Below are 24,897 nucleotides of genomic sequence, written 5' to 3' on the forward strand. Positions count from 1 at the left end.
TGCCACTTAATCCTCACTTCAGGAGCACCTTTGCAAGCATTGCGGCAAATGGTTCGATGGCGTTGTATTCCTCCTCCACCGTGTTAGTCTGTGCGCCTATCTCAGCCAGCATGGCGTGCGGCATGAGATCCATGTTGTACCGGCTCGTGCTTATGTATATCTTGCGCATCATGTCGCCGTAATTTGCCCTGCCCGCCAGATAAGTCTGAAGTGCAAATGCCATGTTGTCGACCTTGTTGTCATTGCTCCAATAGTCCACATCGTTGCCTTCCTCGTCACGGCACATGCCATTTAACAGCATGATCTGTGCTGTGGGCTTTCCATCCACATCTGTAACCAGATGTGTGTCATCCGGCACACCATCCCTGTGGAGATCTATGATGACCTCTATCTCAGGATTGTCTTTAAGTATCTGTGACACACCTTCCCTCGAATAATCATAGGAAGCGTTCCTGTCAAGAACCCCTGTCATCATGTCATATGCCGTGGTGTCGTGGTACACCGGTATGCCATATGTATCCGTGAGTATCTCCGCCAGGCGGTTGCCAAGTCCTATCACCGTGTCGTCCACCTCGCCCGGTCTTGAGTCCGCAAATGCCTCAGAGCCGTGGGTGTGATATATCAGAACTTTGTATCCGCCCGTGTCCATATCCAGCGACAGATCTTTGCCGAGCAGATTTTCCGCATCCAGCTCGTCTTTTTTGACGCACTTAGGGTATGTGGCGTTATAACAATATGAAAGGAGTGTATCTGCGTCCATACCTATATAAGAGCTCTTTATATCCGCCATGGCCGACACAGTCCTGGCATCAGCGGATCTCTGCGCAGCTTCTGTGGTCTCAGTGCTGGCAGGCGCAGAAGTCTCTGAAGTCTCCGCCTGCGATGATGCCTCGCCTTCTGAATCCGCATCCTCCGTCTGGTATGTCCTGCCCTCCTCGCACACCTCCCTGACCTGGGATTCCCAATAATCCATGTAACAGTACACATCCGGCTCAGCCGCACCGGGGCTGTATATGCTCCCGCCTGCATCTCCTGAAGAGCTGCCATATATCCCACGGTACACCAGCTTCCACACATCATCAGCTATCCCTGTCCTTATCAGTATACCCGCACACACCAGAATCACCCACGCCAGTATATACACAGTCTTCACATGAAGTTTTCTGTCTGACATACATTTCCACCCCTTTTGAATATGCTATGGCCTCTGTTATCCATTATTCAAATATATGAGTGTACGTGCCAAATGATTCCCTGTATTTTTCTCTACATCGCTATGGCATTTATCGCCTCAGATATCGTAAAGCTGATGCGGCGCACTAGCTCGTCTATATTTTTCGGGGTCACAAACATATCCGCCATATCCTCGTCCAGGAGATTGCACGCTATCTGGTATCTCTGCTTCTCCGTGAACTCCCTCATGATCCTGCGCCCGTAGGTCTCGTTAAATGCATCAGCCACCTCATCCAGCGAATCGTCTATGATGGATGGAACGGAGATGACTGTCGGAACACCGACTGCGATCACGCGTCTGCCAAGGTTGTCTGAGCTCAGTGTCTTTCTGTTGTTGCCGACACCGGAGCCGGGGCTTATACCTGTATCCGTGAGCTGGATGGTGCATCCTAGTCTCTTGCTGCTTCTGGCCGCCAGAGCGTCTATTGCAACCACGATCTCCACGTCTATCTCATCGCATATTCCCCTGACTATATCCACAGTCTCTATTCCGGTCTGTGCCATGACTCCCGGACATATGGCACTCATGACCAGATCTGGCTTTCCCGGAGTGTCCAGGTGCCTTGTCACATACAGATTGTCTATGACCAGCGGGCCTATGGAATCCGGGGTGACCTGCCTGTTGCCAAGTCCGACCACCAGTATATTTCCCGCATGCCCCATGAGCTCCCTGAGTCTGCCCTCAAGCTCCGCCCTCAGAGGTTCATGTATGGACTCCTCATATTCCTTAAGCTTGGAACACTCTATCGTTATATATTGTCCCTTTGCCTTTCCAAGATTTTTCTCCCCTATCTCATCCAGCACATTTATGGTGGTAGTCTTGATGCTCCTGTCCTCATTCACCACCGTCTTCACCTTTACCCCAGGCATATTTCTCCTGTCGGCTACATTTTCTCTGAGCTCTATCGCAAGATCCGTACGTATCTCCCTGTTCATATGCGTCCTCCTTACATAACCCATTACATGTATAATAAAATACCCCGGCGGATGCATTTTTATGTATCCGCCGGGGCATTCCATGGTAAATCTTACATTACCTTGCCAAGTATTCTGTTGATCACTTCAGGATATCCGCACACCCTGAGGACAGGTGGCTCCCACTCCAGGGATGCCGTCTGATAAAAGCATGTCGACACACCGACTTCTATTCCGCCCTCCATCTCTGATGATCTTACGATCCTTCCAAATTTCTTCTTGTCCTTAACAAGTCCCCAGGCGGCTTTGTTGATGGTAAATTCCACCACCGGGTATCCTCCCACATATCCTGTCACCTTTGCGTCGTCCACATATGACAGCTCGTCCTTCCAGTATTCAACCGCTTCGTCTATTGATGCAAACATATATCTTCTCCTGTTTATTCTGCACTTTTTTATATTTATTATGCTTTTGAATCATACCGTTGTCAATTTACTCTTTCTGATTTTTTCGTTCACGTTTATTAATTTTTGTTTTGTTGCAATATTTTTTTCTTTATTATTATACTGTTATTTGATATACTGATTTGAAGTGTATATTAACGGCAGTAGTCTGCCCTTATTTAGAATTTACTTTTACAATTAAATAGCGGGGATCTATCCCCCAAGTTTTAAGGAGGTCTTTTTATGGATTTTACTAAGAAGGGAGCGGTGAAAGCTCAGAAGGAGCTCGTATCCAAGCTTCCAAGAAACCGGCGTAAGCTTAACATTTCTGTGTTTAAGACTATACTGGTGCTGGTGCTCGCCATTGTGATAGTCGGTGTCGGAGCCGGATTTGGAGCCCTCAAGGGTATTCTGGATGACACACCGAACATCAACGCTGACGCTCTCATACCTAAGGGATACAAGACAACTCTTGTATACCAGAATGGAAAGGAGATCACGACACTTGCCAATTCCAACTCCAACCGAGAGTATGTGTATTACGACTCTATTCCTGAGGATCTTGTGAATGCATTTGTCGCTATAGAGGACAGACGTTTCTGGGAGCACAACGGAATCGATGTACAGGGTATCGCCAGAGCATTTATAAAGGGTCTCAAAAGCAGAGACTTCGATGAGGGTGCTTCCACTCTTACACAGCAGCTTATCAAGAACAACGTGTTCAATGTTGGTCTTGATGAGACAACTTTCCTTGACAGGCTTGAGCGTAAGGTTCAAGAGCAGTATCTTGCAGTTGATATGGAGAAAAAGATCGACAAGAAGTCAATCGTTGAGTATTACCTGAACACCATATATCTCGGTCAGGGATGTTATGGAGTTGAGACCGCAGCCCAGACTTACTTCGGTAAGGAGCTCAGTCAGCTGACAGTTTCAGAGTGCGCTGTGCTCGCAGCAATTCCTCAGAACCCTACGAAATTTGATCCTCTTGTCTATCCTGACGACAACAAGACCAGAAGGGCCCAGGTTCTCAAATACATGCTGGATCTTGAGTATATAACACAGGCCCAGTATGACGAGGCTATAAACGATAACGTTTACAAGCGTATCGCTTCCGTATCTAAGAAGGAAGAAAAGCAGCAGAAGACAGAGGTCAACTCCTACTACACTGATGAGGTTATCAATCAGCTTCAGTCCGATCTCGTCGCCAAGGGTTACTCTGAGGACGAAGCCGAGGCCATGATCTGGTCAGGCGGACTCAAGGTCATCGTATGTCAGGATCCTGAGATCCAGGAGATTGCGGATTCTGTTGTCAACAATGCAGATTACTGGCCTGAGCCTGTATATCAGCTCAACTACGCTCTCACTCTTGCTGACAAGGAGACAAAGGTCCAGACAAACTACAGTGTAGAGAATCTCGAGAGCTGGTTTGCTGAACAGCAGGGCTACGATTATAGTGCAAGATATTACAGTGAGGATGAAGCCCGTGCAGCGGCTGACGAGTTCAAGGATGCCATGGTTGCCGAGACCGGCGACGAAGTCTTCATGGAGACATTCAAGCTTGTCATCCAGCCACAGGTATCATTCACTCTCATGGACCAGAACACCGGTCAGGTCAAGGCACTTGTCGGAGGCCGTGGAGAGAAAACTGAGAACAGATCATTCAACCGTGCAACTGAGGCGACCAGACAGCCTGGTTCATGCTTCAAGATAGTTGCCACATACCTTCCTGCACTGGAAGCGTGCAACATGTCTCTTGCCACCGTATACGATGATGCACCTTACTACTATGAGAATGGTAATCAGGTATTTAACTGGTACGGCGGATACTGGGGACCTAAAACTATAAGATATGCTATCATGGAGTCTATGAATATCATAGCTGTAAAGTGTATCACAGACGTAACTCCGCAGCTCGCATATGACTATCTGCTGAAGCTTGGATTTACAACTCTTGTTGAGAGAAAGACAGACAGCGATGGTCTCATCCTGTCAGATATCAACCAGTCACTTGCACTTGGTGGTCTGACAAATGGTATTACCAACCTGGAGATCACAGCTGCATATGCAACCATCGCCAACGGTGGTAATTATATAAAGCCTGTGTTCTACTCAGAAGTTTACGACCATGAAGGCAATCTTCTGATAGACAACAGGAAGCCTGAGAAGACACGTGTCATATCAGAGCAGACAGCATGGCTTCTCACAAGTGCCATGCACGACGTTGTAACAGGAGGTACCGGTTCAGGTGCCAATTCTTACACAGGTATGTATACAGCAGGTAAGACGGGTACCACATCAGGAGACTTTGATAACTGGTTCTGTGGTTATAACCCATACTACACAGCTTCTATATGGCTTGGAAATGATGCGAACATCACATACAGCCCTGGTTCTATCAAGTGCTATATGTGGAGAGATATCATGGATCAGGTCATCGAGAAGAAGGGACTTGACACATCGGCTACATTTGAGATGCCGGACGGAATCGTTCAGGCAACTGTATGTTCAGATACCGGACTTCTTCCATCGAACGGATGTCCAACAGTTACGGATTACTTCGATGCGACAAAGATACCTACAAAGTATTGTCCAGGTGTCAAGAAGGTAGTGGTATGTAACGAATCACACATGCTTGCCAACAAGGAATGTCCTGAGACAACAACCTTCATCTACAAGCTGAACGATAACGGTGAGTATGTCCTTGAGGGATACACCTGGGATGAATCGCTTCTGAAGGAGCATTGTAACATCCACGGCAAGAAGAAGAATACAAAGAAGACTACCAAAGCAACCACGACAACCGAAGATACATCGGAGGATACATCAGAAGATACAACAACCGAGGAGCCTACAACGACTGAGGAACCTACAACTGAGGAACCTACGTCAGAGGAACCTACCTCTTCAACGGAGATAACCACAACCGAGGAACCAAGCTCGGATGATTCAACCGATACAACTCAATGACGGAAAGCCCCATCATACAATTCAATGTATGATGGGGCTTTTTATATCCTGCCTGTCTTCTAATTTCTATTTTGTCATCTTCGGCTTGAATATCAACGATGCAAGATATCCAAATATCAGTGCGGCCGAGCTTCCAACCGCCGCCATCTGGAAGCCTCCGCGGAACAGTCCGATAAATCCATCCTTATCAACCGCCTCAGTTATGCCCTTCCACAGATTATATCCAAATCCCGTGAGCGGCACCGACGCTCCGCACTGCGCGAAGTCCAGAAGCGGCTTATATATTCCAAGCGCTCCAAGTACAACACCTGTGCATACAAGTATGACCATTATTCTTCCCGGAAGAAGCTTTGTCTTGTCCATCAATATCTGGGCAAGAACACATATTATTCCGCCAACCACAAACGCTTTTACATAATCCATTTACATCTACTCTCCTTTCCTGCCATGATGCTCTATCATGACCGCATGGGCGATTCCGGGTATGGTCTGCCCCTCGTTGTAGCTCACAGTTGATAGCAGCGCTCCCGTTGGAACAAACAGCACTCTCTTCCACTCTCCAGAGCTGACCTTCTTCAATATATATCCGGCAAGAACAGTTGCTGAACAGCCACAGCCCGAACCGCCAGAGTGGGTATCCTGCTCCTCATTGTCAAATATCTCTATACCGCAGTCCATATGATTTGCGGATATATCCACATTGTTCATGCCCAGCAGATCCTCCAGTATCTTCTTGCCTACCTTGCCAAGATCACCGGTTATTATCCTGTCATAGTATGATGGCTTTATGCCAAAGTCCTGAAGATTCTGATATATGACAGCAGCCGCAGCGGGTGCCATACACGCTCCCATATTGAGAGAATCCTTCACTCCGTAATCTACTATCTGCCCTGTGGTGACTCCATGAATACATACATCCGACTCTCTGTCCGACACCACAAAGGCACCACTTCCCGTAACCGTCCAGGTAGCCGACAGGGGACGCTGATTTCCATATTCCAAGGGAAAACGGAACTGCTTCTCCGCACTTCCATAGTGGCTTGACGCCTCCGCAATGACGTTGTCCGCATACCCCGCCGCCACAGTCATGGATGCAAGCGACAGTGCCTCCCCGCACGTCGAGCACGCACCGTACAGTCCAAACACCGGGATCTCCATATCCTTGATTCCAAATGTCGACGCTATGAGCTGTCCCAGCAGATCCCCGGCAAATATATACCTTATATCCTGCTTGACTATTCCCGCCTTCTGTATGGCAAGGGTCACCGCCTGACGCACCATCTCGCTCTCGCCTTCCTCCCAGGAATCCTTGCCAAAGGTTGCATCCTCACTCACTCTGTCAAAATATCTCGCCATGGGGCCGTCTATCTCCTTCGGCCCCGCCACCGCTGCTGCCCCCAGTATATATGGGGGATTGCCAAATTTTATGCTCTGTTTTCCTTTTTTCTCATTCATATCATGCAACTCCCTTATATGGATAAATGTAACTGTTACTATAATTCCCTTATGCACCGCAGATTATAATGGTAGTATTTGTTAACATCAGCACTGGACAAATTCATTTATTTGCTTTAACATTACTAAAGTTGCTTTACAAAGAAAAAGGAATGGAGAATCGCCGTGGAATTTACAAAGGAATACTGGGTAAACTGTTTTAGCAGATGTGTCAGATATGCTACGACTTTTTTCAAATGGATAGTTTTTTCACTGATAATGGGAACGATATGCGGGCTTGTCGGAACAGCCTTTCATATATGCGTAGAGTACGCCACCGGCTTCCGTGAGAACAATCATATGATAATATATTTTCTGCCGCTTGCGGGAATCGTGATCGTATTTATATACAGGATCTGCGGAATAAGACATTCCAAGGGAACCAACCTTGTCATCGGTTCCATAAGAAGCGTGGAGGATGAGATTCCCTCCCGTATGGCACCACTGATCTTTATATCGACGGTCATCACACATCTCTTCGGAGGTTCCTCAGGAAGGGAGGGTGCAGCCCTTCAGATAGGTGGAAGCATCGGTGTGTCCATAGGCAAGCTGTTCAAGCTTGACGACAGCGACAAGCATATACTCACACTTTGCGGCATGAGCGCTGTCTTCTCAGCACTGTTTGGAACCCCAATTACTGCCGCGCTGTTCAGTATGGAGGTCATAAGCATCGGTATCCTCTACTACTGCGCATTTGTGCCTTGTCTGTTCTCGTCAGTCATCGCATACGCAATAACGAAAAAGCTTCACGTTGTACACGACCACTACAATATAGCCGGCATGCCGACATCCGTGGATGTGCCTTTGGTGATCAAGGTCATCGGTCTGGCTATCCTGTGCGCAGTGCTCAGCAGTCTGTTCTGTATATTCATGAACGTTGTGCACAAGCTTTTCCGCAAATATTTCAAGAACCAGTATGTGCGCGTATTCGCAGGAGGCGTGATGCTCGTCCTGCTCAACATAATACTCAACACCACCGACTACAACGGAACCGGTATGAACATCATCGCCCAGGCGCTCAACGGAGAGGCAAAACCAACGGCTTTCCTTCTCAAGGCGCTGTTCACCGCCATAACAATAGGCTGTGGATTCCGAGGCGGTGAGATCGTTCCATCGTTCTTCGTCGGTGCCACATTTGGATGCGTCATGGGTGGACTCATGGGACTCGACCCGGGCTTTGCCGCTGCCCTCGGAATGGTGTGCTTCTTCTGTGGCGTGGTAAACTGTCCTCTTACATCTCTGTTCCTGAGCATAGAGCTGTTCGGAGCGCACGGAATACTTCTGTTCACCATAGGATGTGCCGTCAGCTACATGCTGTCCGGCTATTACAGCCTGTACAACGAGCAGAAGATCATCTACTCCAAGCTCCGCCCTCACTATGTCAATCTCTACACCAACCAGGAGATAAAGACCAAGGAACCGGGATTCCTGGAAGGCCTTATAAGGATCAGGGAGGACGACTCAGACGACATTGAGGAGTAGCCGGCAGGCTACTCTTCCTGAGTATCTTACTCAGACTCAGTCGTCTTCTTATCTGTGTCTGAGCTGTCACTCTTATCTTTGTTCTGATCCTTATCTTTGTCTTTATCCTTGTCCTTTGGAAGCTTTCCTACCTTGTACACCTCGTCACGCTTAGAGTACACGCTTATCGCCTCAGGATTGTCCGATATGACATTTCCATCGCCGTCATACACTCTTCTGTAGGACTGCACTGTAAGGCCCTCTATTCCCACTGTGTCAAGCACCTGCTCATCCTTGCCAAGACTCTTGTCCAGCTCATACTTGGTCTCATATGGCTCTGTCTCAACGGTCTCCGTGTAGAGCTCCACGCTGAACGGCTCCGTGATGGTGCCCCATATCGTACATGATGTGGAATATCCATCGTAGCTTGTGCTTATCTTTATCGGGTAATCCGTGTCATTTGTAAATACAAAGTCACATCCGCCCCACGCTACAGTGGCGTCAAGTCCCGCAGGAACATACGATGAAGGGTATGGATGACAATGTCTCTCATCTATCTCGAGATTCGCATACAGGCACGCCATGTACATGGTGGATGACACCTGACATATTCCACCGCCCATGTCCATGACTGACTGTCCGTCAGCATATGATGGGCCCGGAAGGAAGCCTCTCTCCTCGGTGAGCTCTCCGACTCCGAGGTTATATGAAAATGACTCTCCCGGCATGAGTATGGTTCCATCGCAATACTGCGCTGCCAGCTTGACATTTGTCTTTCTGTTCTCCGAACCCTCAACCTCTGTGCTGTATGAACTCATCTCGTCTCTGAACAGCATCTTCCTGTATTCTTCCGTACTCATATCCGCCGGGGTGTATGTGAGCGGGATGCTCACATCCGTTCCCTTCTTGGCAGATTCAAGGCTCTTCTTTGCCGCCTCCAGATCAAAGTCCACACCGTCCTTGGCCTCAACTACCTCGTAGTTCTTGTCCGGGTCAAGCGTTGGATTCTGCGGCTCACAATGTACCTTTTTGTATACCTCGTCCAGATCCACGTCAGCAGACACGACAGGACATTCCACCACAGTGCCATAGTCTCCTTTTGCTATCTGCTTCTTTATGCGGGTTACCAGCTTGTCTGTGTCTATCCTGTAGCTGCCCTTTCCCTTTGTCACAATGAGGTTCTTGTCCTCTATCCTGTATCCATCCTCTATATCCAGATCAACCTTCATCATATCACTGCTCTCGATGGCGGTCGTTATGATGCCGCTGTCGCCTATATATGGATAAATATCATAGCTGCTTCCAAGTGTCCATGATTCCAGAAGCCCATAGCCTCTTCTCCAGAAGCTGTGTGAGTCATCCTGTATCTTCTGCACAGACTTCTCAGAATCCATATCCAGCGCCGCCGACACATCCAGGGTGTAAGTCTTATCATCCAGCTTCACCTGTATGCCCACACTGCTGTAATCGCGTCTGAACTGGTCATTTATGCTCTTTGCCGCCTCCGCAGTTTTCATTCCGCCAACTTCTAATCCGTTTATGGTGGTCTTTTTGTACAGCTTTCTGTTACCCACACACGCACATATTAGCGCATAAAATATCACCATGAACACCGCCGTGAGTATCCAGCTTATCACTCTGTATCGCTGCTGTCTCTTCCCACGCTGCTCAGATGCACGCCGTCCTGAACGTCCTGAAGCTCTCTGCCTGTTCTGCGCAAGTCTCTTTTCAGTTGTATGTCCGTTTCTTCTTTCGTCTGCCATCTACATTCCCCTCATCCTGTAGAATAGATATTCCTTTGCAAGCTCCGAGTATAGCTGCTGTACAGTCCACTCCCTGTTGCTCCGTGTCACGACCGACTTCAGCCTTACTGCCGGAAGCCCGGTCTTCTTATACCTTTCAAGAAATATATCAAGTTCTTTGCTGCTCACTCCGTCAAATATGAGCATATCCATACTGAGATCTTCCGTCTGTCCGGTCTCATCTCCACAGCCCGATATGTCAGCCGTGTCGCACAGACTTCCGACCTTCATACCATAATGCTTTCTCTGAATGTCAACGCACTCCGCACCTATGGCACTACATATATCCTGTACTGCACTCTTCTGCTCAGGTGCCAGATTGACTGTCATTAGCCTCTTCATGTCAGCATTTCTCCTGTCTTTCTTCTTTTGTCCAAATCTATACCCATTATGTTATTTTTTCAAATATTGTCAACCGCTGTGGGGAAAATATGTTGATTTTTAATTTAATAAACCCCATTTCACCATATTGAGACTATCCAATATATAACACCGAGCAGCCAGCTTGTAAATATACCGTACAGTATAACAGGCCCCGCTATGGTGAACGCCTTCACGCCCTTTCCGAACACTTCACCCTCAGTCTGGAATTCCACTATGGGCGCACACACACCATTTGCAAATCCTGTGATCGGCACAAGTGCTCCGGCACCGCCGTACTTTGCTATCTTCTTGTAGAGATTCAGACTTGTGAGGATAACACTTGCGAGGACGAGTATCAGCGATACATACGCATACGCCTCGTCTTCCTTCACATCGAAGTGTACCAGCAGGTCAAATATCCCCTGCCCTATCGTACAGATCACGCCTCCCACAAGAAACGCCCACAGGCAGTTTCTCGGAACGCTTGATGTGGGTGTCACAAGCTCCACATATTCATTGTAATCACTCTCTGTAGGTTCAAACTTCATAACAAATACCTCCATTTCACACAAAATAATTTTGACTTTATCACATGCCCAGAACGACACTCAGCACCGAGCCCACCAGTTTTCCCGCGGCAAGGCCGTATATGACATAAGGGAGATTTCTTCTCACACTGAATCTTCTGGCCGCGATCGGTATGACATTCAACACCTCCGTAAGCGCCCCCGCCAGGCATCCCACAAATATCCCTCCGAACAGACATATGATGGTATATCCCACCCATGTCACCGGAACCGATATTTTGAATACATATATCAGATTTGCCAGAGCCGCACCATATGCCAGCAGACACTCTATGAGCAGATAATACCTTGCCCCCTTTACCTTCTCAAGGAGCTTGGGGAATATTCCTATCATGGATATAAATGCAAAATACCCGCCCGATATGGCCACACCGCTGGCAAAGCAGGCTATGGCAAGCATAGCGTATCTAATCAGCATCTCTCTCCGCCTTCTTTCTGGAGGCATCCGTTATGACTGTCTGGTTGACCTCCTGTTCATACTGTCTCATCTGAACCTGAAGCGGTGTAGGATCATCAGAGAATTTTTTCTTTGCACCGTGATTGAAAAATACGATTATACCGATGAAGAGCCCCAGGGAATATGCTATTCCCGCCACAGGATAGGCATCCCTGCCCTGCCCCACAAATATGTTGTGCATGACGTCAAGCTGTCCAACCATATTGACATCCGAGTTGTACGACATGATGGAAAAGCCTGCTCCGAAAAATGCGATGAAGCATATCATCAGGAATTTGAAGAACTGCTTTACTTTGTCGCTGGTGTCATATGTCCTGTAATACACAACCACGTCCGTTGCCCCTATGGTCTGTGTCTGGCAGTCCGGGTAGTGCTCCTGTATCACCTGCAGAATGTACATCACCGATATGACCTGCTGCTCCTTGCTTCCGGAAAAGCTCATGAGCTCCAGCTTCTCAACACCGTATTTTATATCGGGATTCGGGCTCAGCACCGTCGCCACATCTTTTATTTTGACTTTTCGCTTCTCCGCCAGACAGCTCTCCGACAGTTTCAAATACAAAAGTTCAGCCATATACATGTCCCCTGTTCTTATATTCTAAGAATAGTCTGTCCATGTATATGGCTGATATTACTCCAATATTTTCCATCTGAGTCTTCCGAGTATCTTTTTCTCAAGCCGGCTCACCTGCACCTGGCTCATGCCAAGGATCTGCCCTGTCTGTCCCTGCGTCTTGTCCTGAAAATACCTCAGCACCACAAGTTTTCTCTCATCCGGCGTGAGCGTGTCCAGAAGCTGCGATACACACAGCCTGTCCACGATGCGGTCTCCATCTTCCGTGCCGCACATCTCCGCGTGAAGATCATCTATGCATGTCACATCCGATGCCGCGTCCATCGCCATCACAAGCTCTTCAGGAGTCGCTCCTATAGCCTCACATATCTCCTCCATTCCCGGCTCAGTCCCTCTGTTTTTTTCGACCTCGTGTCTGTATCTGTCTGCCCTGTAGTATATCGTTTTAAGATTTCTGCTGACCTTCACCATTCCGTCATCCCTGAGAAAGCGTCTAATCTCCCCCTGAATGAGTGGAACCGCATACGTGGACAGTTTTACCTCATAGTCCATATCAAACCTGTCTATGGCCTTTACAAGGCCTATAAGCCCTATCTGTATAAGATCCTCAAGTTCCTGTCCTCTCCCCACATATCTTCTGGCAACGCTAACCACCAGTCCCATATTGTCCGTCACAAGTTTATCTCTGGCATCTCTGTCTCCATCTTTTGCAAGTTCAAGCAAACGATGATTATCCGCCATCAATATATCTCCTGACTTTTTCCTATTATCTTCTTCATATTTACCACGGTTCCCTCACCCACGCGGGATTCTACCTTTAGCTCATCCATGAAAGCCTCCATAAATGAAAATCCCATGCCCGATCTGCTTCCGTCCGTGACAGTGGTGTAAAGCGGCTCCATTGCCCTGTCGACATTCTCTATGCCGCAGCCGTGATCTGTGATCGTTATGTACAGGGTGCGCTCCTCTATGTATGCCTCCAGGATTATGCTTCCCTCCCCGGATCCATATCCGTGTATTATCGAATTCGTGACAGCCTCCGACACCGCCGTCTTGACATCCTCCACCTCACTGAGTGTCGGATTTGTCCTCGTCAGCATAGCCGCCACCACGACTCTCGCCACAGCCTCATTCCGGGCATCACAGCCAAATTCCATGATCAATCTGTTCTTATCCATACCATTCTCCTCGTTATCTATATTTTATCTGTCCAATCCTCAGCCTCATCCCGGACACCGCTGTCCAGCCTTGTCGCGATCCTGTATATACCGGACATGAGCAGTATCCTGTCCATTCTCGCATTTACATTTATCACCCCAACGCTTCCCCCTCTGTCGTGGAGCTGTCTGTACCTTCTCGTTATGAGTCCTATCCCCGAGCTGTCCATGAACGTTGTCCTGCCAAAATCAAATATGGCATGTCTCACCACCTCCTCGGCAAATACTCCGTCTATCCCTGCGGTCATCTTCACCGCCGCATAATCATCCACCTCTCTGGGCATATATACGATTATAGTATCCCCCATTTTCTCGTAGATATTCATCTTCAATCCCCCTGTCACAAAATAAAAGGCACAAAAGAAACGGTTAATCCTTATCCGTCTCTTTTGTGCCTTCTATAAATTATAATCTTTTTATATGTCTTTCGTTACTGTCCGTCAGTTGTATCTGTTCCATCGCCTGTATACGAACTGTCGGTCGTGTCTATTCCGTCACCTGTATACGTATTGTCGATGGTGCCTGTTCCATCATCCGTATACGTGTTGTCGGTCGTATCCGTTCCATCACCTGTATACGAGCTGTCGGTTGTATCCGTTCCGTCACCTGTGTCCGTGCTGTCGGTCGTACCTGTTTCGTCACCTGTGCTTGCGCTGTCGGTTGTATCTGTTCCGTCGCCCGTGTTCGTGCTGGCTGTACTTGCAGAATTTTTCTTTTCAAGTCCCGCCTGTATGGCATCTTCATCCGCATAATCACACGCAACCGTGTAGTATACGGAGTTCGGACAGTTCTCAACAAGCTGGTTAAATACCAGTGTGGCATTGTTATCATCAGAAAGCTTCAGATAACACATCGCCTTGTAGAACAGTGCCACATCGCTGTTAGGTGTATCCTGAAGGACTCTGTTCAGATCATCTATGGCAGCCTCATATGTCATGGCCTCGTACTTATAGATCGCTGACTGTACCCTTGCCTTATTGTCATCCGACAGAACCTGTGAAGCGTAATCGCCATACTTATCTATCTGTGTCTGAAGGTTCTTCGCCTCAGTCTCAGCATTTGTGAGCTTGGTGGTCATGCTGTCCACCTGTGACTGGAGCTCCGATATGGCCACATTCTTATCCGCTATCTCCTGACTGAATGTAACCTTCAGGTCTCTCTCTGAATTGTCAGCCACCTTATCCCTGTGCGGGATGATGAGCGTCCACATAGCCGCAAGTCCCAGAACAACTCCCGCTATGATATAAGCGATGGAATATTTGTAGAAATTGATGTCCTTGTATCTTCCAACCGGAATCGGATCCCCATCAAAATCCACCTCGCTGTTGCCGGCTATGAGCTTCTTCTGGTCATCCACGAACAGAGAATCCACATCGTAGTCCTCCTGCGGATAATCCCTGAAGTTCATGATCTCCTCATCAGTGTGGCCCATCTCATTGAAATATCTGACCGCCACTGGATTTGTCCTGTCTATCTTGATGACACGCTTGAGTGCCTTGCGAGCCTTGTCATATCTTCCCTCGTCGATGAACAGAAGTGCAAGGAGCAGGTATCCCTGTATAAATCTGCTGTTGTCGGAAAGTACCTTTCTGAGCTGTATAAAGGCAAGATCCTTGCTGCCCTGCTTCGCATATACCAGCGCCTGATTATACTTTCTGGTTACATTGTTCACCGCCTCCAGCCTGTGTGGGTTGGATTTTATCTCCTTGATGTATCTCTTGGCGACATTCTTGCCGTCAAAATAATTCACACTCACTACCCAGTGGCTGAGCGCCTGAACTATCTCTCCGGTCTCATAGTACACCAGTCCAAGAAGGTTCCGGGCATCTATATTCATCTTGTCATACTTCAGAGACAGCTTGAGCGCCTCCTCCGCACCTGACATATCCCTGACCCTCGCCTTATCAAGCCCTATGTTGTAATAGTACTTTGACGAGTTGAGAGCCTTGTTCACGTAATCTATCTTCAGTCCGCACCTGGTACAGTAGCCTGTGACGGCTATCGCTCCACCGCAGTGCTTACAATTCAGTACATCTGCCATATCTTAATCTCCCGACCAATCTGTGTTCTTTACTTCTCTGCTTCCTTTGCAACCCTCATCATCTCCTGCATGACATCCATGATGTCCTTGAGATCATTGTTGTATATTGCATCCTCTGCCTGGTCAAGTTCAAGTGCCGGCTTAAACCTCTTTATCTCTTCATCAAAATTGATCATGTCTGTTCCTCCATCTCTTGACACCGCCCACCAGATACAGGGAACCAACGCAGTATATGTTGGTATTCTCTCTGTCTCCTCTGAGCTCCACTGCCATATCCATGGCATCGTCAATCTCATCGCTGACCATGACCGGAGTATCCGTACACGCCGAGAATATCTCCGCCAGCTTTGCGGAATCCGCCTTTCTGCTGCTGTCAACGCTTGTGACTATTATCCTGCCAAACGTAATATTTCCGGCAAGCAAATGTATCATGGAGTCATACTCCTTATCCTTCACCGCCGCAAATACCAGTATCTTGTCATATTCCCCATGAAGCCTGTTCATGGTCTCTATATATGCATTTACAGCCTCCACATTGTGGGCACCATCCACATATATATGGGGAGCTATCTCCTCCATCCTGCCCTCCCAGTAGAACTGCAGGAGTGCATTCCTCACGGTCTTCTCTATATCCTGTTCCGGTACATTCCGCCTCTCCATGAGCATCCTGAATGCTGTCACGGCAAGGCTGACATTCTCCACCTGGTACAGTGATGTCTTCTGTATCTGTAAATTGCAATAACTATAATACCGATTATGCAATGAAAAATCAATGGTTTTGTTCCCCAAATGATTTATTATATAATCTGATTTTTCGACCGGAATTATGTCCGCTCCACGCTCTTTGGCAGTATCTTCTATGACCCGCGCAGCCGCCTCATCCCGCCTGAAATATATCACCGGAACACCCGGCTTGATGATGCCTGCCTTCTCATAAGCTATCTTCTCTATCGTGTCGCCAAGATACTCCATGTGATCCATTCCCACCGACGTGATGATCGTAAGCTCCGGCGTCAGGACATTTGTCGCATCCAGTCTTCCGCCCATTCCTGTCTCGTATACGGCAAAGTCACACTTCTGCTGTCTGAAATACACCGCCGCCATGGCAAACATGACCTCGAAGAACGAAGGGTGCTCCATGAACTGCCCCTTTACGGTCTCAAATGCCGACACAAAATCGTCATCGGATATATTTGTACCATTTATCTGTATTCTCTCGTTTATGGACACGAGATGGGGTGATATGAACAATCCCACTCTGTATCCCCGGGCTGCAAGCATCTGCGCCAGAGCGCGGCATGTGCTGCCCTTGCCGTTGGTTCCCGCCACATGTATCGCAGGAACATCCTTCTCAGGGTTCCCCAAACGGCACAAAAGACTGGAAAGGTTCTCCTTGCCAATCTTCTGTGCAAAAAGCGGAATACCCAATATATAATCCACAGTCTCTCTGTAATCCGCCATTATGATTCTCCTATCTATCCGTCCGTGCGTGCTGCTCAGACCCAATTATCTATTGTCAACTTTCTCAGGGTAGAGGTCGTGGTTTGCCAGACGGTTCCAGGCAACCTCCTCCCACTTTGTTCCCGGTCTGCCGTAATTGCAGTACGGGTCTATGGAGATTCCTCCCCTCGGTGTGAACTTGCCCCACACCTCGATGTACTTTGGATCCATCAGTTTTATGAGGTCCTTCATGATAATGTTCATACAGTCCTCATGGAAGTCTCCGTGATTTCTGAAGCTGAACAGATACAGTTTCAGCGACTTGCTCTCCACCATCTTCTCCCCCGGCACATATGATATATACACAGTTGCGAAATCAGGCTGTCCGGTGATCGGACAGAGGCTTGTGAACTCAGGGCAGTTGAACTTTACAAAGTAGTCGTTGTCCGGATGCTTGTTGTCAAATGTCTGGAGCATCTCAGGTGCATAGTCCATGCTGTACTTTACGTCTTTATTTCCAAGGAGAGTCACACCCTCCATCTCTTCTTTACTTCTTCCCATTATAGTCTCCTATATTACTTTTATGATTCATGCTTATTCTGCTATATGATCACGCTGTATTACTGCTCCTGCAGTGCTTCTGTCACAGACTTGATGAGCAGCTTAACAGCCTCGTCACAGTGCTCCTTCTTAACGATAAGTGGAGGTGCGATCCTTATGATGCTGTCTCTTACCGCTGTTATGAGGAGCTTGTTCTCAAGCGCTCTGTGCTTTACTTCAAATGCGATAGGCTTGTTGAACTCAACGCCTATAAGAAGACCACGTCCTCTGATCTCCTTGACACAAGGAAGTGCCTTGAGTTCCTCCATGAAGTATGCTCCTACTTCCTTTGCATTCTCGTAGAGCTTGTTATCCAGTATCTCATCTATCTCTGCAAGCGCCGCTGCACAACACACAGGGTTGGCTGCGTATGTTGAACCGTGGGCACCAGGTGTAAATGCTGCTGCTATCTTGGTGCTTGTACACATCGCGCCTATAGGCATACCGCCCCCGATGGCCTTTGCCATGGATACCATGTCAGGCTTTACGCCATATGTCATATATGCCATGATGTCTCCGGTTCTTCCCCATCCGGTCTGAACCTCGTCGAACATGAGGAGCATGTTCTTCTCATCACAGAACTCACGAAGTCCTTTAAGGAACTCAGGGTCTGCAGGGTATACACCACCCTCGCCCTGTACAGGCTCTACCATGATTCCTATGGTGTTCTCATCGCATTTGCTCTTGAAGTCCTCAAGGTTGTTATACTCTGCATATGTGAATCCCGGAAGGAGTGGTGCAAATCCCTTGTGGCAGGCCGAATCAGGCTGGCCTGTTGCCGACAGTGCACCGTATGTTCTTCCGTGGAAGCTGTTCTTCGCTGTCACGATCTTATATCTGTCCGGTCCGTAATTGTCCACGCCGTACTTTCTAGCCATCTTGATCATGGCTTCATTTGCCTCTGTTCCTGAGTTCTGGAACACGATCTTCTCCATGCCTATGGTGTCACACACCTTCTTTGCAAGGAGTATCATTGGAAGTGTATATGCATAGTTGGATGCATGTATTACATTTGCAGCCTGGTCAGCTATGGCCTTTGCAACCTTCTTGTTGGCATTTCCCGCGCTGCTTACCGCTATTCCTGCGAAGAAGTCGAGGTATCTGTCGCCGTTCTCAGCGTACACATACATGCCATCGCCCTTCTCCTCTATGAATTCCCATCTTCTGGACTGCTCTGCCAGATATGTATCTACTATCTCTAAAAGTTCTTCTCTTGTATAACCTGATTCACTAACCTTCATCTTTCTCTCCTTTTGCCTTTATCTACTTTATAGGCAATTGCGAAACATGATTACATATGCAGAGGTGCTTTAGCATACCAATCAGGGGTCGTTTCCACTTAACTCAGTCTGCAGCGGTACTAAAGATGCCGCTGACGCGCCATCTAAGTACCGGCGACTTCGTATTCCCCTGATCTGGTACGGCTAAACACCTCTTGCATGTTCAATTCTTGAATTTCGCAATTGCCTATAATCTACTTCACTGAGTATCGCATCTCGCACGCATACATTATATACACAAAGCCCGCCACTGGCAAGCGTTCGTGAAATATAACAGATAAATGCTTTAACCACCGTTAAAAAGGACTGTACCGTGAGGTATACCTCAAAGCACAGCCCTTTTATATTTATGCATTTCTCTGTATTATCTTGCAAACTGGGAATTGTACAGATTCGTGTAGAAGCCGCCCTTTGCAAGCAGTGTCTCGTGATTTCCCTGTTCGATGATGTGCCCGTCCTTCATGACTAGGATGACATCTGACTCCTTGATGGTTGACAGTCTGTGTGCAACCACGAAGCTTGTTCTGCCCTTCATCATCTTAGCAAATGCTCTCTGTATCCTTATCTCAGTTCTTGTATCTATGGATGATGTTGCCTCATCCAGTATGAGCATAGGTGGAAGATCCAGCATTACTCTGGTTATACAGAGGAGCTGCTTCTGTCCCTGTGACAGGTTTCCTCCGTCCTCGGTTATATATGTGTTGTAGCCGTCAGGAAGTCGCTTGATGAAGCTGTGAGCATGAGACTGCTTTGCAGCTTCGATGATCTCCTCGTCTGTGGCATCAGGTCTTCCGTATGCTATGTTGTCCCTTATCGTGCCACTCTTAAGCCAGGTCTCCTGAAGTACCATTCCATAATTGCCGCGGAGGCTCTTTCTTGTGACCTCTCTTATGTCATATCCATCCACGGATATGCTTCCGGCATCCACATCGTAGAATCTCATGAGCAGGTTGATGACTGTACTCTTACCACAGCCTGTAGGTCCCACTATTGCTATTCTCTGTCCGTTCTTCACGTTCAGATTGAGGTTCTTGATGAGCTCCACATCTTTGTTGTATGAGAAGTCAACATTCTTAAGGTCCACCTCACCGTGAACGTCTGTGAGCTCGTGTGCGCCAGCAGGCTCTGCAGCCTCTGAGTCCTCGTCTATAAGCTCAAATACTCTGGCAGCGGATGCCAGCGCGTTCTGAAGCTCTGTGACAACGCCTGATATCTCATTGAACGGCTTTGTATACTGATTTGCATAGCTCAGGAAACTTGTGAGCTGTCCAACTGATATAAAGCCCTTTATAGCTGTTATGGCACCTATGATTCCAACGCCTGTGTACACAAGGCTGTTGACAAATCTTGTACTAGGATTTGTTATCGATGAGAAGAATGTAGCCTGAAGTCCTGCCACATTAAGTCTTCCATTGACCTCCTGAAATCTGTCGCAGGTCTCATCCTCCATGGAGAAGGCTGTGACTACCTTCTGGTTCTCAACCATCTCATTTACAAGGGATGTGAGCTCACCCTTGATCTCAGCCTGCTTCCTGAACATACTGTATGTTCTCTTTGCTATGAATGACGCAACAAAGAGTGATACCGGAGTGATACATACGACCACAATGGCTATGATCCAGTTGATCGACAGCATGAAGCACAGTGTTCCTACTATAGTCATAACTCCTGTGAATAGCTGTGTAAATCCCATCAAAAGTCCGTCTGAGAACTGGTCTACGTCAGCTATGATCCTGCTGACTATGTCTCCGTGTGTATGTGAATCCACATATGAGAGCGGCAGGCTGCCAAGCTTCTCATATGCCTTTGTTCTTACATCATTAACCACCCTGTATGTGATCATGTTGTTGAGCACGTTCATGACCCACTGTGCAACAGCCGTTATAACGACCACAATCACAAGCTTTGCAAGCATTCCTTTAAGTCCTGTAAAATCTACTTTTCCCGGTCCAACGACCCTGTCAACTGCATGTCCCATGATGATAGGTGCATACAGTGTGAGCACGACCGATATGGCTGCACATATGAGAGACAGAACCACGAGGAACCTGTATCTCTTGATATACTTCAGTATTCTGAGTATCGTCTTTTTATTTACTGATTTATTCCCTTTATCTTTACTCATGAGACAGTTCCTCCTCCGAAAGCTGTGACTGACATATCTCCCTGTATATCTCACAGTTAGAAAGCAGCTGTCTGTGGGTTCCTATCCCAGCTATCTGACCATCATCCATGACGATGATCTTATCCGAATTCATGATGGTCGACGCTCTCTGTGACACAAGGAATACAGTCATGCCCTTTGTCTTCTCCCTGATTGCTTTTCTGAGAGCCGCATCAGTTGCAAAATCTAGCGCCGATGCGCTGTCATCCAGTATCAGTATCTCAGGCTTTCTGACGACCGCTCTGGCTATGGTAAGCCTCTGCTTCTGTCCACCCGACAGGTTCTTGCCCCCCTGGGTGATCTTGAAGTATATTCCATTCTCCTTGCCGTCTACAAACTCCTTGGCCTGGGCTATCTCAAGCGCCTCGTCTATCTCTGCTTCAGTCGCATCCTGCTTGCCCCACCTGATATTGTCTGCTATTGTTCCGGCAAACAATACAGCCTTCTGCGGTACCACTCCGACCTTATGCCTGAGCTCGTCCAGGGTGTAGTCCTTTACGTCAACTCCGTCTATGCACACGCTTCCCTGGCTGGCATCGTAAAATCTTGGGATCATGTTTACAAGAGAACTCTTTCCTGAACCCGTACCGCCTATGATTCCCACAGTCTCGCCCGGTGCCACGTCAAATGTTATATCTGACAGGGAATCTGCTCCGGCCCCAGCATATCTGAGATTTGCATCCCTAAAGCTTACCTTTACAGTATTTGCCGGTGATCCCGCTGCCTTGCCTGTTCCGTCTGTTATCGATGGTTGCTGATCCATGACCGCATTTATTCTCTTTGCGCAGGCAACAGCCTTGGTGATCGTCACGATAAGGTTTGCGAGCTTGATGAGCTCGACGAGTATCTGTGACATATAGTTGACAAGTGCGACGACCTTTCCCTGTGTGATGATTCCCGCATCTGTCTGTCCCGCTGCGATCCAGATTATAGCTGCGGTTGAGAGATTGATTATCACATAAGTGACAGGATTCATGAACGCTGATATACGTCCTGCAAGGAGCTGGAACTTCATCAGGTCATCCGTGGACTTGTCAAACTCCTCAAATTCCTTGTCCTGTCTGTTGAAGGCTCTGATAACTCTCGCGCCCTCAAGTCCCTCACGGGTGAGCAGTGTGACTCTGTCCAGTCTGTTCTGCACCTTCTTGAACAGAGGTATGCTGAGTGCCATAACACCGAACACAACAATTGAAAGTGCCGGTATGGTCACCACAAATGTCATGGCCGACTTCACGTCGATGGTGAATGACATGATCATGGCACCGAACACTATGAACGGTGAACGGAGGAACAGTCTGAGCACCATGTTGACTCCTGTCTGTACCTGGTTCGTGTCACTGGTCATTCTCGTGAGCAGTGTGGATGTTCCTATGCTGTCGATCTCTGTGTATGAAAGTGATGTAATATGCCTGAACAGATCATTTCGAAGTGCTGTTCCAAATCCTGTAGCAGCCTTTGCCGAAAAATACTGGGCGGTGATAGAACACACCAGACCGATAATTCCCAAAAGTATCATGACGAGACACATCTTCACAACGTAGCTTATGTCACGCCCTGCTATACCGACATCGATTACATTTGCCATGACGATCGGGATAAGCAATTCAAATGTTGCCTCCAACATCTTAAAAAGCGGGGCAAGTATGGACTCTTTCTTATAGTCCTTAAGATATCTAAGTATTCCCTTCATCTCTTCTCCTAACAATACTCATTCCGTATATAACAGACACAGATACCATCCATGTCGTCATTACTCAAATAGAACTTCCACACCATATATAAGGTGCGGAAGTTCTATTTCAAGCTATGCTGCAATGGCGCTGATTATCTGAGTAATTGTCTGTTACCAATGTTATCATATCCCTTGCAATTATATATCAGTCCTCATCGTCCTCTTCCGGAAGATTTGCATTGTGATATACTGCCTGAACGTCATCGTCCTCCTCAAGCATATCTATAATCCTTGTGAACTTCTTGACAACCTCAGGATCGTCTATATCAACATAGTTCTGAGGTATCATTGTGAGCTCAGCCTCAGCCATCTTTATGCCTTCCTTCTCAAGGCTCTCTCTTACCTGCGAGAAATCCTCAGGTGCTGTGATGATCTCGTAGCTGTCATCCTCGTCTGAGAAATCCTCAGCTCCTGCATCCAGTGCCATCATCATGAGGTCGTCTGCATCTATATCACAGTCTTCCTTTGCAATGATGATCTGTCCCTTGTGATCAAACATATATGATACACAGCCTGTTGTACCTACGTTACCGCCACCCTTTGTGAAGCAGTTACGCACATTGGCTGCTGTTCTGTTCTTATTGTCCGTAAGAGTGTCTACTATGATGGCGGTACCGTTAGGACCGTAGCCTTCATATGTATTCACTACATAGTTTACTGAGTTTGCATCTCCTGCCGCTCTCTCGATACCACGCTTGATAGTATCGTTAGGCATGTTGTTCGCCTTTGCCTTGGCGATTACATCACGAAGCTTGCTGTTGTTCTCAGGATTTGCTCCGCCTTCCTTTACTGCTACCACGATCTCCTTACCAATGATTGTGAAGATCTTACCCTTTGCTGCATCGTTCTTTTCCTTCTTGTGCTTGATGTTCGCAAATTTTGAATGTCCTGACATCGTTAATTCTCCTCTTTCTCTTGATTACTAGTTACGTATATTATCACTATTGCGGTGTTTTTTCAACCTTTGTGATCTTTACCTCATCGATCATGTTGTTATTTACCGACAGGGAAGTGAATCTGTAGTTCTGATACACTATCTCTATCTCCTCATCCGCATATGGAAGTCTCCCCAGCTCATACAGCAGAAATCCGTTCAGCGTCTGGAAGTCCTCGTCCGGGAATTCTATCCCCAGAACGTCACTCAGCTCATCCAGTTCAGCCTTACCACTGACTATGTACATATCGCCACGCTTCTTGATATCCTCGCTGGCGTCATCGTACTCGTCAAGTATGTTGCCGACTATCTCTTCCAGAATATCCTCCATGGTCACAATTCCCTCTGTCTGACCATACTCATCCACAACTATGACCATATGTATCTTTGCTGTCTGCATCCTGCGGAACAATTTTGCTATGTTGTACGTAGGATGTACAAATGTAGCCTCAACCATGATCTCAGCCAGTGATTTCGTCTTATCGCGCAGATATTCCTTCACAAAATCCTTGAAATAGATTATTCCAACTACGTTGTCAAGATCACCGTCATACACCGGATATCTTGAATAGTTATTCTCTATCATTATCTCCATGACTTCGTCCAGATCAGAGTTCTTGTCTATAGCCATGACGTTCAATCTGGCCGTCATCACATCTCTGCTCTCCTTGTCAGTGAACTCAAATATGTTTGTAATAAACTGGGCCTCAGAGTCCTCTATAAGTCCCTGCTCATTTCCCTCGTTCACCATGGATATGATCTCTTCTTCTACCTTTTCCTCTTCTGATTTTTTGTTAAAAATCTTCATATAATTGTCTGTATCACCTCATATATTATTTTATGCCAGTTCAAGACTTATCTTCAGAGCTTCATCAACGCGCCTCAGCACATCAGCGTCAACGTGACACACCTTTTCTTTCAGGCGCTGTTTGTCTATAGTCCTGAGCTGTTCCAACAATATGACGGAATCCTTCGCTATATCACAGCTTGAAGAATCAAGCATGATATGTGTTGGAAGTTTTGGCCTCTTCATCTTGCTGGTTATCGCAGCTATTATGACCGTGGAACTGTGTCTGTTCCCAGCCTCATTCTGAACTACTATAACAGGTCGTATGCCTCCCTGCTCCGATCCAACCACCGGTCTTAGATCCGCGTAATAAATATCCCCACGTCTGATCACCAATTCTGTTCAC

Annotated in this window: 25 protein-coding genes; 2 read left to right on the forward strand and 23 right to left on the reverse strand. The window is 47.4% G+C overall.

The window, feature by feature from the left end:
- Positions 1–13: 13 nt before the first annotated feature.
- The 3 genes from DXB91_RS01995 to DXB91_RS02005 form a co-directional block, all read right to left on the reverse strand.
- Entirely contained in the window at positions 14–1,174 is a 1,161-nt protein-coding gene (locus tag DXB91_RS01995) for a stage II sporulation protein P (protein ID WP_118016687.1), read from the reverse strand.
- A gap of 92 nt (positions 1,175–1,266) precedes the next feature.
- Entirely contained in the window at positions 1,267–2,169 is a 903-nt protein-coding gene (gene gpr / locus DXB91_RS02000; RefSeq protein WP_118016688.1) for a GPR endopeptidase, read from the reverse strand.
- A 92-nt stretch (positions 2,170–2,261) separates the two neighbouring features.
- Entirely contained in the window at positions 2,262–2,573 is a 312-nt protein-coding gene (locus DXB91_RS02005; protein ID WP_015533142.1) for a hypothetical protein, read from the reverse strand.
- A gap of 261 nt (positions 2,574–2,834) precedes the next feature.
- Between DXB91_RS02005 and DXB91_RS02010 the strand changes: the two genes are divergently transcribed.
- Positions 2,835–5,558, forward strand: a complete 2,724-nt coding sequence (locus DXB91_RS02010) for a transglycosylase domain-containing protein (RefSeq protein ID WP_117548727.1) — start codon at positions 2,835–2,837, stop codon at positions 5,556–5,558.
- A gap of 66 nt (positions 5,559–5,624) precedes the next feature.
- On the opposite strand, the gene spoVAE is transcribed toward DXB91_RS02010, so the two are convergent.
- Together spoVAE and spoVAD are read right to left on the reverse strand one after the other, a co-directional pair.
- Positions 5,625–5,981 (reverse strand): stage V sporulation protein AE, encoded by a 357-nt coding sequence (gene spoVAE, locus DXB91_RS02015; RefSeq protein ID WP_118016689.1) that lies wholly within the window; start codon positions 5,979–5,981, stop codon positions 5,625–5,627.
- A 6-nt stretch (positions 5,982–5,987) separates the two neighbouring features.
- Positions 5,988–7,013, reverse strand: a complete 1,026-nt coding sequence (gene spoVAD, locus DXB91_RS02020) for a stage V sporulation protein AD (protein WP_118016690.1) — start codon at positions 7,011–7,013, stop codon at positions 5,988–5,990.
- Positions 7,014–7,178: 165 nt separating this feature from the next.
- Between spoVAD and DXB91_RS02025 the strand changes: the two genes are divergently transcribed.
- Positions 7,179–8,534 carry a chloride channel protein gene (locus DXB91_RS02025; RefSeq protein WP_330416289.1) on the forward strand — a complete coding sequence of 452 codons (1,356 nt, stop codon included), beginning with the start codon at positions 7,179–7,181 and terminating at the stop codon, positions 8,532–8,534.
- Positions 8,535–8,560: 26 nt separating this feature from the next.
- On the opposite strand, the gene DXB91_RS02030 is transcribed toward DXB91_RS02025, so the two are convergent.
- From DXB91_RS02030 to DXB91_RS02110, 18 genes are all read right to left on the reverse strand, one after another.
- Positions 8,561–10,276, reverse strand: a complete 1,716-nt coding sequence (locus tag DXB91_RS02030) for a VanW family protein (RefSeq protein ID WP_118016691.1) — start codon at positions 10,274–10,276, stop codon at positions 8,561–8,563.
- On the reverse strand, positions 10,277–10,657 hold the full coding sequence (locus tag DXB91_RS02035) for a DUF3783 domain-containing protein (RefSeq protein WP_118016692.1): 381 nt from the start codon (positions 10,655–10,657) through the stop codon (positions 10,277–10,279).
- A gap of 119 nt (positions 10,658–10,776) precedes the next feature.
- Positions 10,777–11,226, reverse strand: coding sequence for a SpoVA/SpoVAEb family sporulation membrane protein (locus DXB91_RS02040; RefSeq protein WP_117548724.1), 450 nt, complete (start codon positions 11,224–11,226; stop codon positions 10,777–10,779).
- 40 nt (positions 11,227–11,266) lie between these two features.
- Positions 11,267–11,683: a stage V sporulation protein AB gene (locus tag DXB91_RS02045; RefSeq protein WP_022217224.1), complete on the reverse strand. Its 417-nt coding sequence runs from the start codon at positions 11,681–11,683 to the stop codon at positions 11,267–11,269.
- A complete protein-coding gene (locus DXB91_RS02050) occupies positions 11,673–12,296 on the reverse strand; it encodes a stage V sporulation protein AA (RefSeq protein ID WP_015533150.1) in 624 nt (207 codons plus the stop codon). The genes DXB91_RS02045 and DXB91_RS02050 overlap by 11 nt, the downstream gene beginning before the upstream one ends.
- A 57-nt stretch (positions 12,297–12,353) precedes the next feature.
- A complete protein-coding gene (locus DXB91_RS02055) occupies positions 12,354–13,037 on the reverse strand; it encodes a sigma-70 family RNA polymerase sigma factor (RefSeq protein ID WP_055223915.1) in 684 nt (227 codons plus the stop codon).
- Positions 13,037–13,474 carry an anti-sigma F factor gene (gene spoIIAB, locus DXB91_RS02060; protein WP_015533153.1) on the reverse strand — a complete coding sequence of 146 codons (438 nt, stop codon included), beginning with the start codon at positions 13,472–13,474 and terminating at the stop codon, positions 13,037–13,039. Before spoIIAB ends, DXB91_RS02055 begins: the two co-directional genes overlap by 1 nt.
- A gap of 17 nt (positions 13,475–13,491) precedes the next feature.
- Entirely contained in the window at positions 13,492–13,839 is a 348-nt protein-coding gene (locus DXB91_RS02065) for an anti-sigma factor antagonist (protein ID WP_015533154.1), read from the reverse strand.
- A gap of 104 nt (positions 13,840–13,943) precedes the next feature.
- Positions 13,944–15,554, reverse strand: a complete 1,611-nt coding sequence (locus tag DXB91_RS02070; RefSeq protein WP_118016693.1) for a tetratricopeptide repeat protein — start codon at positions 15,552–15,554, stop codon at positions 13,944–13,946.
- 29 nt (positions 15,555–15,583) lie between these two features.
- Entirely contained in the window at positions 15,584–15,730 is a 147-nt protein-coding gene (locus DXB91_RS14240; protein ID WP_015533156.1) for a hypothetical protein, read from the reverse strand.
- Positions 15,717–17,015, reverse strand: coding sequence for a bifunctional folylpolyglutamate synthase/dihydrofolate synthase (locus tag DXB91_RS02075; RefSeq protein ID WP_118016694.1), 1,299 nt, complete (start codon positions 17,013–17,015; stop codon positions 15,717–15,719). The genes DXB91_RS14240 and DXB91_RS02075 overlap by 14 nt, the downstream gene beginning before the upstream one ends.
- Before the next feature lie 45 nt (positions 17,016–17,060).
- The gene (queF, locus tag DXB91_RS02080) at positions 17,061–17,555 is read right to left on the reverse strand and encodes a preQ(1) synthase (RefSeq protein WP_015533158.1); all 495 of its coding nucleotides are present in this window, start codon (positions 17,553–17,555) and stop codon (positions 17,061–17,063) included.
- A 59-nt stretch (positions 17,556–17,614) separates the two neighbouring features.
- Positions 17,615–18,835 carry an aspartate aminotransferase family protein gene (locus DXB91_RS02085; RefSeq protein WP_118016695.1) on the reverse strand — a complete coding sequence of 407 codons (1,221 nt, stop codon included), beginning with the start codon at positions 18,833–18,835 and terminating at the stop codon, positions 17,615–17,617.
- Between the two features lie 403 nt (positions 18,836–19,238).
- On the reverse strand, positions 19,239–20,999 hold the full coding sequence (locus tag DXB91_RS02090; protein WP_118016696.1) for an ABC transporter ATP-binding protein: 1,761 nt from the start codon (positions 20,997–20,999) through the stop codon (positions 19,239–19,241).
- Positions 20,992–22,728: an ABC transporter ATP-binding protein gene (locus DXB91_RS02095; protein WP_117548716.1), complete on the reverse strand. Its 1,737-nt coding sequence runs from the start codon at positions 22,726–22,728 to the stop codon at positions 20,992–20,994. The genes DXB91_RS02090 and DXB91_RS02095 overlap by 8 nt, the downstream gene beginning before the upstream one ends.
- Before the next feature lie 187 nt (positions 22,729–22,915).
- Positions 22,916–23,665 (reverse strand): YebC/PmpR family DNA-binding transcriptional regulator, encoded by a 750-nt coding sequence (locus DXB91_RS02100; protein WP_015533161.1) that lies wholly within the window; start codon positions 23,663–23,665, stop codon positions 22,916–22,918.
- A gap of 46 nt (positions 23,666–23,711) precedes the next feature.
- Positions 23,712–24,512: a hemolysin family protein gene (locus DXB91_RS02105; RefSeq protein ID WP_118016697.1), complete on the reverse strand. Its 801-nt coding sequence runs from the start codon at positions 24,510–24,512 to the stop codon at positions 23,712–23,714.
- 30 nt (positions 24,513–24,542) lie between these two features.
- Entirely contained in the window at positions 24,543–24,887 is a 345-nt protein-coding gene (locus tag DXB91_RS02110; protein ID WP_055144003.1) for a type II toxin-antitoxin system PemK/MazF family toxin, read from the reverse strand.
- Positions 24,888–24,897: the final 10 nt, after the last annotated feature.

This window comes from Coprococcus sp. OM06-34AC, from assembly GCF_003462545.1.
Classification (GTDB): Bacteria; Bacillota; Clostridia; order Lachnospirales; family Lachnospiraceae; genus Coprococcus; species Coprococcus aceti.

Coding starts and splice junctions, on each gene's coding strand:
- DXB91_RS01995 (WP_118016687.1), bottom strand. CDS start 1,174: ATGTCAGACAGAAAACTTCATGTGAAGACTGTGTATATACTGGCGTGG.
- gpr (WP_118016688.1), bottom strand. CDS start 2,169: ATGAACAGGGAGATACGTACGGATCTTGCGATAGAGCTCAGAGAAAAT.
- DXB91_RS02005 (WP_015533142.1), bottom strand. CDS start 2,573: ATGTTTGCATCAATAGACGAAGCGGTTGAATACTGGAAGGACGAGCTG.
- DXB91_RS02010 (WP_117548727.1), top strand. CDS start 2,835: ATGGATTTTACTAAGAAGGGAGCGGTGAAAGCTCAGAAGGAGCTCGTA.
- spoVAE (WP_118016689.1), bottom strand. CDS start 5,981: ATGGATTATGTAAAAGCGTTTGTGGTTGGCGGAATAATATGTGTTCTT.
- spoVAD (WP_118016690.1), bottom strand. CDS start 7,013: ATGAATGAGAAAAAAGGAAAACAGAGCATAAAATTTGGCAATCCCCCA.
- DXB91_RS02030 (WP_118016691.1), bottom strand. CDS start 10,276: ATGGCAGACGAAAGAAGAAACGGACATACAACTGAAAAGAGACTTGCG.
- DXB91_RS02035 (WP_118016692.1), bottom strand. CDS start 10,657: ATGAAGAGGCTAATGACAGTCAATCTGGCACCTGAGCAGAAGAGTGCA.
- DXB91_RS02040 (WP_117548724.1), bottom strand. CDS start 11,226: ATGAAGTTTGAACCTACAGAGAGTGATTACAATGAATATGTGGAGCTT.
- DXB91_RS02045 (WP_022217224.1), bottom strand. CDS start 11,683: ATGCTGATTAGATACGCTATGCTTGCCATAGCCTGCTTTGCCAGCGGT.
- DXB91_RS02050 (WP_015533150.1), bottom strand. CDS start 12,296: ATGGCTGAACTTTTGTATTTGAAACTGTCGGAGAGCTGTCTGGCGGAG.
- DXB91_RS02055 (WP_055223915.1), bottom strand. CDS start 13,037: ATGGCGGATAATCATCGTTTGCTTGAACTTGCAAAAGATGGAGACAGA.
- spoIIAB (WP_015533153.1), bottom strand. CDS start 13,474: ATGGATAAGAACAGATTGATCATGGAATTTGGCTGTGATGCCCGGAAT.
- DXB91_RS02065 (WP_015533154.1), bottom strand. CDS start 13,839: ATGAATATCTACGAGAAAATGGGGGATACTATAATCGTATATATGCCC.
- DXB91_RS02070 (WP_118016693.1), bottom strand. CDS start 15,554: ATGGCAGATGTACTGAATTGTAAGCACTGCGGTGGAGCGATAGCCGTC.
- DXB91_RS14240 (WP_015533156.1), bottom strand. CDS start 15,730: ATGATCAATTTTGATGAAGAGATAAAGAGGTTTAAGCCGGCACTTGAA.
- DXB91_RS02075 (WP_118016694.1), bottom strand. CDS start 17,015: ATGGCGGATTACAGAGAGACTGTGGATTATATATTGGGTATTCCGCTT.
- queF (WP_015533158.1), bottom strand. CDS start 17,555: ATGGGAAGAAGTAAAGAAGAGATGGAGGGTGTGACTCTCCTTGGAAAT.
- DXB91_RS02085 (WP_118016695.1), bottom strand. CDS start 18,835: ATGAAGGTTAGTGAATCAGGTTATACAAGAGAAGAACTTTTAGAGATA.
- DXB91_RS02090 (WP_118016696.1), bottom strand. CDS start 20,999: ATGAGTAAAGATAAAGGGAATAAATCAGTAAATAAAAAGACGATACTC.
- DXB91_RS02095 (WP_117548716.1), bottom strand. CDS start 22,728: ATGAAGGGAATACTTAGATATCTTAAGGACTATAAGAAAGAGTCCATA.
- DXB91_RS02100 (WP_015533161.1), bottom strand. CDS start 23,665: ATGTCAGGACATTCAAAATTTGCGAACATCAAGCACAAGAAGGAAAAG.
- DXB91_RS02105 (WP_118016697.1), bottom strand. CDS start 24,512: ATGAAGATTTTTAACAAAAAATCAGAAGAGGAAAAGGTAGAAGAAGAG.